This is a genomic window from Streptomyces sp. NPDC002793, assembly GCF_040295485.1.
Lineage (GTDB): Bacteria > Actinomycetota > Actinomycetes > Streptomycetales > Streptomycetaceae > Streptomyces.
In genome coordinates, this window is sequence record NZ_JBEOVL010000048.1 from 18624 (window position 1) to 28066 (window position 9443).

The 9443-nt window shown below is 70.4% G+C and carries 9 protein-coding genes; 6 read left to right on the forward strand and 3 right to left on the reverse strand.

Translation table 11 applies throughout. The features are described from left to right. Positions 1-7: 7 nt before the first annotated feature. Positions 8-415: a peptide-methionine (R)-S-oxide reductase MsrB gene (gene msrB / locus ABT001_RS30780; protein ID WP_351284328.1), complete on the forward strand. Its 408-nt coding sequence runs from the start codon at positions 8-10 to the stop codon at positions 413-415. A 105-nt stretch (positions 416-520) separates the two neighbouring features. Here msrB and ABT001_RS30785 read toward each other — a convergent pair whose 3' ends face one another. The 3 genes from ABT001_RS30785 to ABT001_RS30795 form a co-directional block, all read right to left on the reverse strand. Next, positions 521-2683, reverse strand: a complete 2163-nt coding sequence (locus tag ABT001_RS30785; RefSeq protein ID WP_351284331.1) for an MMPL family transporter — start codon at positions 2681-2683, stop codon at positions 521-523. Between the two features lie 39 nt (positions 2684-2722). Beyond that, positions 2723-3271, reverse strand: a complete 549-nt coding sequence (locus tag ABT001_RS30790; RefSeq protein WP_351284334.1) for a TetR/AcrR family transcriptional regulator — start codon at positions 3269-3271, stop codon at positions 2723-2725. Between the two features lie 467 nt (positions 3272-3738). Next, a complete protein-coding gene (locus tag ABT001_RS30795) occupies positions 3739-4212 on the reverse strand; it encodes a hypothetical protein (protein WP_351284337.1) in 474 nt (157 codons plus the stop codon). A 507-nt stretch (positions 4213-4719) separates the two neighbouring features. On the opposite strand from ABT001_RS30795, the gene ABT001_RS30800 reads away from it, so the two are divergent. Genes ABT001_RS30800 through ABT001_RS30820 form a run of 5 tightly spaced genes read left to right on the forward strand, consistent with a single transcriptional unit; the run spans position 4720 to position 9421 of the window. Then, positions 4720-6570: a phage tail sheath C-terminal domain-containing protein gene (locus ABT001_RS30800; RefSeq protein WP_351284340.1), complete on the forward strand. Its 1851-nt coding sequence runs from the start codon at positions 4720-4722 to the stop codon at positions 6568-6570. A gap of 42 nt (positions 6571-6612) precedes the next feature. After that, on the forward strand, positions 6613-7137 hold the full coding sequence (locus tag ABT001_RS30805) for a phage tail protein (protein ID WP_033300128.1): 525 nt from the start codon (positions 6613-6615) through the stop codon (positions 7135-7137). 8 nt (positions 7138-7145) lie between these two features. Next, a complete protein-coding gene (locus ABT001_RS30810; RefSeq protein ID WP_351284344.1) occupies positions 7146-7904 on the forward strand; it encodes a T4 family baseplate hub assembly chaperone in 759 nt (252 codons plus the stop codon). Next, positions 7897-8631 carry a hypothetical protein gene (locus ABT001_RS30815; protein ID WP_351284346.1) on the forward strand — a complete coding sequence of 245 codons (735 nt, stop codon included), beginning with the start codon at positions 7897-7899 and terminating at the stop codon, positions 8629-8631. Before ABT001_RS30810 ends, ABT001_RS30815 begins: the two co-directional genes overlap by 8 nt. A gap of 4 nt (positions 8632-8635) precedes the next feature. After that, positions 8636-9421 (forward strand): Pvc16 family protein, encoded by a 786-nt coding sequence (locus ABT001_RS30820; RefSeq protein WP_351284348.1) that lies wholly within the window; start codon positions 8636-8638, stop codon positions 9419-9421. The last annotated feature ends 22 nt before the right edge of the window (positions 9422-9443 follow it).

Below are 9443 nucleotides of genomic sequence, written 5' to 3' on the forward strand. Positions count from 1 at the left end.
AGCCACCGTGTCGTACGACGTCGAGAAGCCGGACGAGCAATGGCGGGCGGAGCTGTCGCCCGCCGAGTACGCGGTGCTGCGCAAGGCCGGCACCGAGCCCGCATTCGTGGGTGAGTACACCGACACCAAGACGGCGGGCGTCTACTCCTGCCGTGCCTGCGGTGCGGAGTTGTTCCGCTCCGACACCAAATTCGAGTCGCACTGCGGCTGGCCGTCCTTCTACGACCCGAAGGACACCGACGCGGTCGAACTGCTCCAGGACAACACCCTGGGCATGACCCGCACCGAGGTGCGCTGCGCACGCTGCGGTTCGCACCTGGGGCACGTCTTCGAGGGCGAGGGCTACCAGACGCCCACGGACCAGCGGTACTGCATCAACTCCATCTCGCTGACGCTGTCGCCCGACGAGAGCTGACCGCTGGGGGACCGGCGTGCACCGGTGCCGGAGCGCACGGAACGACGGAACGGCCCGCCAGGAGCACATGCCTCCTGGCGGGCCGTTCCGTCTTCCGGGGCGTGATCAGGTCTTCACGAGCTCGGCGTCCGGCTGCGGCACCGGGATGTGGCTGTTCAGCCGCTCGCCCTCGATGTCGAGGTCGGGCAGCGCCCGGTCGATCGGGCGCGGCAGGTACCAGGCCGCGCGTCCCAGCAGGTGCATGACCGCCGGCACGAGGGCCATCCGTACGACGAAGGCGTCGATGAGCACGCCGATCGCCAGGGCGAACCCGATGGACTTGATGATCGGGTCGGGCATGAGCACGAAGCCGCCGAAGACGGCCGTCATGATCACCGCCGCGGCCGTGACCACGCGTGCGTTGTGGCCGACGCCGCTGATGACGGCTTCGCGGGCGTCGGTGCCGTGCACGAAGTCCTCCCGCATGCGCGAGACGAGGAAGACCTCGTAGTCCATGGCCAGCCCGAAGAGGATGCCGATCAGGAGGATGGGCAGGAAGCTGACCAGAGGGCCGGGTGTGTCGAGGCCGACCAGGTCCGCCAGATGGCCTTCCTGGAAGATCAAGACGGTGATGCCGAAGGTGGCACCGATGGTCAGCAGGAAGCCGAGTGCCGCCTTGAGCGGAACCAGGATCGACCGGAAGACGAGCATCAGCAGCAGGAAGGACAGCCCGACCACCAGCAGGAGATAGACCGGCAGCGCGTCGGCGAGCTTCTCGGAGACGTCGATACCGACCGCGGTGGCACCGGTCAGCGCGATGCCGGCGCCCTTCACGTCCTCCACCCGGTCGCGGATCGCGTGGACGGTGTCCTCGGTCGCGGCGTCGGTGGGACCCGTCTCGGGGATCACCGCCAGCAGGGCGGTGGTGCCCTTCTCGTTCAGCTGCGGGGGAGCGACGGCCAGTACCCCGTCGGTGTCCATGATGAGAGCGGCGGTCCGCTCGGCCGCCGCGCCGGTCGCCTGCGGGGTGTCTCCGGAGACCACGGCGACCAGCCGGCCGTTGAAGCCCTCGCCGAAGCCTTCGGTGGTCAGGTCGTAGGCCTCACGGTTGGGTGACCCGACCGCCTCGGTGCCCGCGTCGGGCAGCGACAGCCGCATGTCCTGCACGGGCAGGGCGAGCGCGCCGAGGCCGATCACACCGACGAGCAGAACCGGGACGCGCAGCCGTGCCACGATCCGGCCCCAGCGGAAGCCGAAGGCGGTACCGGCCTCGGCGGCGGCGGCCCGGTCCTGCGTCCGGAGCTTGCGGGGCAGGACGCGTACGCCGGCGAAGCCGAGGACCGCGGGCAGCAGGGTGAGGGACACCAGCACCGCGAGGGCGACCGTGGCCGCAGCCGCCAGGCCCATGACGGTCAGGAAGGGCACATCGGCGACGGCGAGCCCCGCCAGCGCGATGACGACGGTCGCGCCCGCGAAGACGACGGCCGAACCGGCGGTCCCGGTCGCCCGGCCGGCCGCTTCCTCCCTCTCCATGCCCTCCGAGAGGTACTGGCGGTAGCGGGAGGTGATGAACAGCGCGTAGTCGATGCCGACGGCCAGACCCAGCATGAGTGCCAGGATCGGCGCGGTGCTGGTCAGCTCCACCGTGCTGCTGAGCGAGAACAGCCCGGCCATGCCGGCGGCCACACCGACCAGGGCGTTGAGCAGGGTCATGCCCGCCGCCACCAGGGAGCCGAAGGTGAGGACCAGCACGAGGGCGGCGACCGCGACACCGATCCCCTCGGTCGAACCGATCTCAGGGACACCCCGCATGATTTCTCCGCCGTGCTCGACGCGGAGGTCCGCGACGTCCGAGCCGGCCTCGGAGTAGGCCTCGCGCTGGGCGTCGGTGATGTCGTCGACGGCCGAGGAGAACTGCACCTGGACGAGGGCGTAACGGCCGTCCTGCGAGACGGCCTTGGACGCGAACGGGTCGACGGCCGCGAGGACGCCGGGGACCTTCGCGGCCTCCGCGGTCACGGGGGCCACAGCCGCGGGCGTGAGCTTGCCGCCCTCGGGCGCGACGACGACGATCGTCCCCGTCGCGCCGCCTGCCTGCGGGAATTCCCGGGAGAGCGAGTCCAGGGCCTTCTGGGACTCGGTGCCAGGTATGGAGAACTTGCTGGTGGTGGGCCCGCTGAAGGCTGCCGCACCACCTCCGAGCAGGGCGAGCAGCAGGAGCCACAGGGCGAGGACACGCCCTCGGCGACGGAAGGAGAGCCGGCCGAGCCGGTACAACAGGATTGCCATGCTAGGAGGCGTCTTTCTCTTGGACCTGGACGACTTCTGTCAGCTGGTGGGATGTCCGAGGGTTCTCCGCGCCCCCCGGACGAGTTCGGCGTGCAGGGTGTCCCGTTCGACGTCGACGTCGGAGGCGACCATGACGGCCACCCCTCCGATCACCATCTGCGCCATGACACGTGCTCGCGGTTGCCGGGACCGGCCTGCCAGCGCGTCGGCGAGCTGGTCGATGGCTTCGGGAATGACGGCGAGTACCGGATGGCCGAGCATGTCGGGCAACGCGGCGAAGATGATCTTTATCTCCTGGTGGAAACGGATCGCCAGGCCGACGAAGCCCGCCACGGCCGGCTCGACGGCTTCATCCCCGTCCAGCTCCGCCAGCTCCGCACCCAGGACGGTCAGTGCCTCGGCCGGCGCGGCCAGCAACTCGGTGAGAATCGCGTCCTTGCCGGCGAAGTGGTACAGCAGGGACGCCTTGGAGCAGTGCGCCTCGACGGCGATGTCATGCAGCGAGGTCCCCTTGAAACCGTGCTCGGCGAACAGCCGAAGAGCGGAGTCGAGGATGTGACGGCGCATCTCGGAAGGCGGACGTGGCATGGGTTCACCGTAGCTGACCGATCGGTCAGAGCTGACCGATCGGTCAGGCATGTCGCGTGACGCCCGCCACTCCGGCCCTGGGCGGCCACGTCGCCGCGGTCCTCCGCCCGTACCCGGGCGGGCTGTTGCTCGCGTTCGGCTCCCTCGCCCGGCTCGCTCGTCCGGTTCCTCGTCCGGCTCCTCGGACACTCGCCGGTCGTCCCAGCGGTCCCGGTATCCGCCCGGATCAGCGTTCCGGGGGCCCTGTCCGCGAAGAGCCGCATCACCGCAGCCGGGCGGGGCGTCATGTGAGCGGGTGACGGCGACGTGGCGCCCGCAGCGCTTGTGCGGATTTCTTACGCCCACTGCGGTCCCGCCGCGACGTCACGAGTGCACCGCACCCCGCCACGTCGGCCGTGGCGCCCGCTCCCGGGGTGATTCGCGCCTCCACCGTTCGGTGGATCCCCGGCCCCTCGCGGGGCAGCCCCTCAGTGACCTGAGTCGGACTCCGTGCCCACCTCGGCGCGCAGCAGCGGGTGGGCCACGCCGGGGAACACCCGGGCCCGTACGATCTCCTCGGCCGCGCCGCCCTGCACCACGGTCTCGGCCACACCCCAGGGGCGCCCCGCCAGGTGAACGGTCAGCGTGTACGAGGCCGGACAGCCCATGCACTCGTACCGGTCCGCCCATGTCTCGACGTCCGTGACGCTGCCCGGGTAGCGCTTCACGTGCCGGTGTCGGGCATGGCAGTGGTCACAGGTCTCGCCGGGCTCGCACGTACCGCCGCACGGGCAGGGCACGTCCAGTGAGTCCGCCGGCTGCCAGCGCTGGACGAGCCGGGCGTCGCGGGTGGCGCCCATGTCCTTCATCGCCTTCAGGTTCCGCGCGGCGACGTTGTACGACTCGCCCGTCGCGGCCATCCGGTCCCGGATCACGTCCTTGCGCCCGCGGTTCGTCGTCATGTCTTTCCTCCTGGGTGTACGCAGCCCGTCAGGAGGCCCACGAAATCGTCCTCCCTACGGTACCTGCCGCTTCGCGTCCGCCGTCCCGGTGTCGGCGTGCGCCCGCGCGAACGCACGGCGGCGCGCCGCCATCGAGCCAATTCGGCTTGTTCTGCTCGTGGGCCCCGGGTTTTCTGTGAAGTACCCGTGAATTGAATCTTCATATACTGATGGGAAAATCCTCTGACCACGTCACATTATTAATTTGGGTTCCGGCCAGCCGCCGGAACCGGATGACCGAATCACTGTCTTGACCGGTTCTCGTGGCGCGATACACACTCGCAACAGGCACTCATGCATCAGGAGCCACGAGCGCACGCGGATGCGGATGGCCCTGCGAGACCGGAAATCGCACGGGGTGAACGACGGGGGAAATACGCGAGGGACCGGTGTGTGCGCAGATCATACGTACACGCGTCCTTCACCTCTCCACTCATCTCTTGGTGCGCAAAAGGGAATGGAGGGGGAATGCCGACGCACATGGGCTATCCCGGTGTGTACATCGAAGAACTTCCCAGCAGCGTCCGCACGATAGCCTCGGTCACCACCTCGGTGACAGCGTTCGTGGGGCACACGCGCCGGGGTCCGCTCAACCAGCCGGTCCGCGTCACCAGCTTCGCTGACTTCGAGCGCCGGTTCGGCGGACTCACCTCACAGAGCGCCCTCAGTTACGCGGTGCACCAGTTCTTCGGCAACGGCGGCACACTCGCCGTGATCGTCCGGGTGGCCAAGGCCGGCACCGGTGAGGACGCCTGCGTCACCCTCACGTCCACGGAGGGGCGCAGCGAATGCCCGGTGCTGGAGGTGCACGCGAAGGAGCCCGGCGTATGGGGCTCGGGCCTGCGGGTGGCCGTCGACCATGACACCCCCACGCCGGACAGGACCTTCAACCTCCAGATCCTCGACGCCCGCGGTGGTGCCCGGGAGTCCTTCGCCGGGCTGTCCATGGACGCCGGCCACGGCCGCTTCGTCGAGACGGTGGTCAACGCCGGCTCATCGCTGGTCCGTGTGAAGGCGCTCGACGAGGACCGCCCGGACCCGTCAGGAACGGTCTCCAAGCCCTTCGCGGCGAATCTGCCCGGCCTCGAGGTCGAGCTGAAGGTCAAGATCGGCGAAGTGGAGCGCGAGTTCACGCTCTTCGAACCCGACCGTGACGGTGAACCGCCGACCACCGTCACCGAGCTCGCCCTCCTGCTGGAGCGTAAGCTGCGCGCGCTGCCCGACGCCCCCGGGAAGCACGCCTACGCCGGGGCCGAGGTCACCGCTTTCGGCCGGCGGCTCCAGGTCGTCGCAGGGTCCGTCGACCCGGACGACGTGGTCCGCTTCGTCGGCGAGTGCGCCAACGACCTGGGGCTCGAGGCCTCGGTCAACCCGCCCGTCTTCCCGCTGGAGGGCGGCAAGGACGGCGACCCGCCCGGCCCGCGCGACCTCATCGGCAGCGAGGGGGCCAAGACCGGCCTCCAGTCGCTGCGTGACGTGGACGACGTCAATCTGCTGGTCCTGCCGGAGCTGGCGGCGTACGAGTCCACCGAGGACATGGTCACCGTGCTGTCGGCGGCCGAGCAACTCTGCCAGGAGCGGCGGATCTTCCTGCTCGTCGACTCACCCTCGACGTGGGGGAGCGTCGACGCGGCGCGAGCCGGGATCGGCGCGTTCGAGCCGGTCCGCAGCAACCACGCGGGGCTCTACTTCCCGCACCTGCAGCTGACTGACCCGCTGACCGGCAGGCTGCGTTCCTTCCCGCCGTCGGGCGCCGTCGCCGGGGTGATCGCCCGCACCGACGGCGAGCGCGGGGTGTGGAAGGCACCGGCCGGGACCGAGGCGCGCCTCGCCGGCGTCCGGTCACTGACGGTCAAGCTGACCGACCGGGAGAACGGGCTGCTCAACCCGCTGGGTGTGAACTGCCTGCGTACCTTCCCCGTGGTGGGGCCGCTGGTATGGGGCGCCCGCACGCTGGAGGGCGCGGACGCCCTCGACAGCGAGTGGAAGTACGTACCGGTGCGACGGCTCGCGCTGCACGTCGAGGAGAGCCTCTACCGCGGTCTGCAGTGGGTGGTCTTCGAACCCAACGACGAGCAGCTGTGGCAGCAGATCCGCCTCAAGGCGTCGGCCTACCTCAACGACCTGTTCAGGCAGGGCGCGTTCAAGGGCGGCACCCCGCGCGAGGCGTACTTCGTGAAGTGCGACAAGGACACCACCACCGACACCGACATCGAGAACGGCGTGGTCAACGTCGTGATCGGTATCGCACCGGTCAAGCCCGCGGAGTTCGTGATCGTCAAGATCCAGCAGTTCGCCGGACAGTTCGACCTCTCCTAGCCGACGCCCCGTAGCCAAGGAAATGGAACACGAAGGAAACCGATGGCTGAGTTCCAGATAAACGCCCATCGCTTCGACCCCTACAAGAATTTCAAGTTCCTGGTCCTCTGGGACGGTAGAACGGTCGCGGGCATCAGCAAGATCAGTCCCCTGAAGCGCACCACAGAGGTGGTCAAACACCGTCACGGCGGTGATCCGAGCTCACCGCGCAAGTCGCCGGGCCGGTCCGAGTTCGAGGGGGTGACACTCGAACGAGGCGTCACCCACGACCCCGAATTCGACCGCTGGGCCAACAAGGTCTGGCAGGTGGGGGCCGGGCTCGGCTCCGAGGTCTCACTCCGGGACTTCCGCAAGGACATCATCATCCAGGTACTCAACGAAGCCGGGCAGGTGGCCGTCTCGCACAAGCTCTACCGGGCCTGGGTCAGCGAGTACCAGGTCATCGGCGAGCTCGACGCGAACGCCAACGCCGTCGCCATCCAGAGCGTGAAGCTGGAGTGCGAGGGCTGGGAACGCGACTACGAGATCCCGGAACCGGTCGAGCCGTCGTTCACCCACCCGGCCTGACCGTCACCGTGATCCCTGGGACGGCCCCGGTGGGGCCCGCCGAACTGCTGGCAGCCTGGGAGACCGGGCTGCCCCTGGGCGCGGCGGAGAGATCACTGCTGCTGCACCGGGCGGCCCGTCCGGGGGACGGCACCGACACGTTGCTGGCGGTGCCGGTCGGTGAACGGGAGGCCGACCTGTTCGCTCTGCGCCGGTCACTCTTTGGCGAGCGGATGCAGGTGCGGACCGAGTGCGGTGCCTGCGGCGAGGCCATGGAGTTCGACCTCGACGCAGGTGCCCTGGGTGCCCGCCCGTCGGCGGGGGACCGGTTGCTGCGCGTGGCCGACGACGACTGGGTGGTCGAGTTCCGGCTGCCCACCGTCGCCGACCTCGCGGCGGCAGGTGCGGCCGGCACACCCGCCGCCGCACGCCGACGGCTGGTCACGGGCTGCACCGTCAGGGCCCTGCGGGGAGGCGAGCCCGTCACCCCGGAGCGGCTGGCCGCCCTGCTGCCCGAACGGGTGGAGCGGCTCATCGCGGAGAAGGCCGCCGAGGCCGACCCGACGGCCGAGGTGACGCTGAACGTGGCGTGCCCCGAATGCGGTGAGGCCACCCCGGCCGAGCTGGACATCACCTCCTACCTGTGGACCGAACTGGACAGCTGGGCGCGGGACCTGCTCCTCGACGTCCATCTGCTCGCCACCGCATACGGATGGCGCGAGCCCGACATCCTGGCGCTCAGCCCCATCCGGCGCCGTTACTACCTGGAGCTGTGCACCGATGGCTGACTACTTCGACCGGCTGCTCGCCCGGTACACGCCGGTGGCCACGGCCGACGACACCGGCGCACGGGTGCGGGTTCGGCCACGGCTGTCCGGCCCTTTCGAACGGGCCGAGGCCCTGCGGTACGGCCCGCCGGGGCCGGACGAGCCCGCCCCGCTGATCCCCTCCGCCCCCAGGGCAGACGGGGACCCGTACCGACCGGTGGGACCGGACCGGGAGGTGCGTACGGAGCGGCACACCGAGGTGCGCACCGAGCGGGTTCCGTGGCCCGGAGGGACGGAGCAGCGGCTCCTGAACGCCGCAGACGCCCCGGCACCCGTGCTGCGGCTCTCGGCGGACCCGGCACCGAAGGCCCGCCCCGGTGGTGCGGAGGGCGCGCGTGCGGTGCGCCGGGGGCGGTCGCCGGCGCCGGACCAGCCGGCCGTGGCGCCGTTCGCTCCGGCGGCCCCGGCACCTGTGCCCGCCGCACCGGCGCGCGCGGCGGTGCCCGTCGTCCCCCGCGGCTCCGGCAGCCCCGCGGCGGTGCGGGGTGCGGGGCTCGGTTCGGTGGGGCGGCGCGCACCGCGCCAGGCCGAGCGCGTCGTGCACGTACAGATCGGCCGGCTGGAGGTCAGCGCGGCGCCGCGGTCCGGCGCCGCCGCACCGGCCGGGCGCCCCGCACAGCGGACCGGCAGGCCCGCCCCCGTGCTGACGCTGGACGACTACCTGTCACGTGGCAGGAAGAGGGACTGACGACATGAGCAACGCACTCGCCGTCGCCACGGTCACCCAGGCGCTCGCCCTGCTGATCGAGAACAACCTGGGACCCGAGATGGACATCGCGGTCAAGGTGGAGACACGCAAACCGCCGTCGGAGCCGCCGGACGAGCCGACCATCACGGTGTTCCTCTACCAGGTGACCCCGAACGCCGCGATGCGCAACAACGACCTGCCGACGCGCGCCACCGACGGCACCCTCCGCAACCGGGCCGCCGCACCGCTGGACCTGCACTACGTGATCAGTGCGTACGGGGAGGAGACGAAGCTCGTCGGGCAGCGGCTGCTCGGCTGCGTGATCCGCACGCTGCACGAGATCCCCGTCCTGCCGAGGGAGCTGATCGAAACGGCCGCGGAGCTGCCGCACCTGACGGGCAGTGATCTCGCGGACTCGCCGTACAGGGTCCGCTTCACGCCGACGGTCATGGATGTCGACGAGACGTCCAAGCTCTGGGGAATGCTGCACCAGACCCCGTACACCCTGTCGGTGGCCTATCAGGCCTCGCTGGTGGTGATCGAGGGCCGTGAGAAGCCCCTGCCGACGAAGCCGGTGCGGCAGCACACGGTACGGGTGGTGCCGTTCGAGGCAGCACCACCCGTGGAGCCAGCGGCTTCTGCCGCGCCCGCCGGTGAGGCGCATGCCGAGAAGGCCCCGGCGAAGAAGGCCCCCGCCAGGTCCACCAAGGCCGCGGCCAAGCGAGCGGCTCCGCCGCGGCCCCGCAGAGCGGCCGGGAAGAACGTACCGACACCGGACGACAAGGGCTGAGCCGCAGTGCGGAACACGGGGG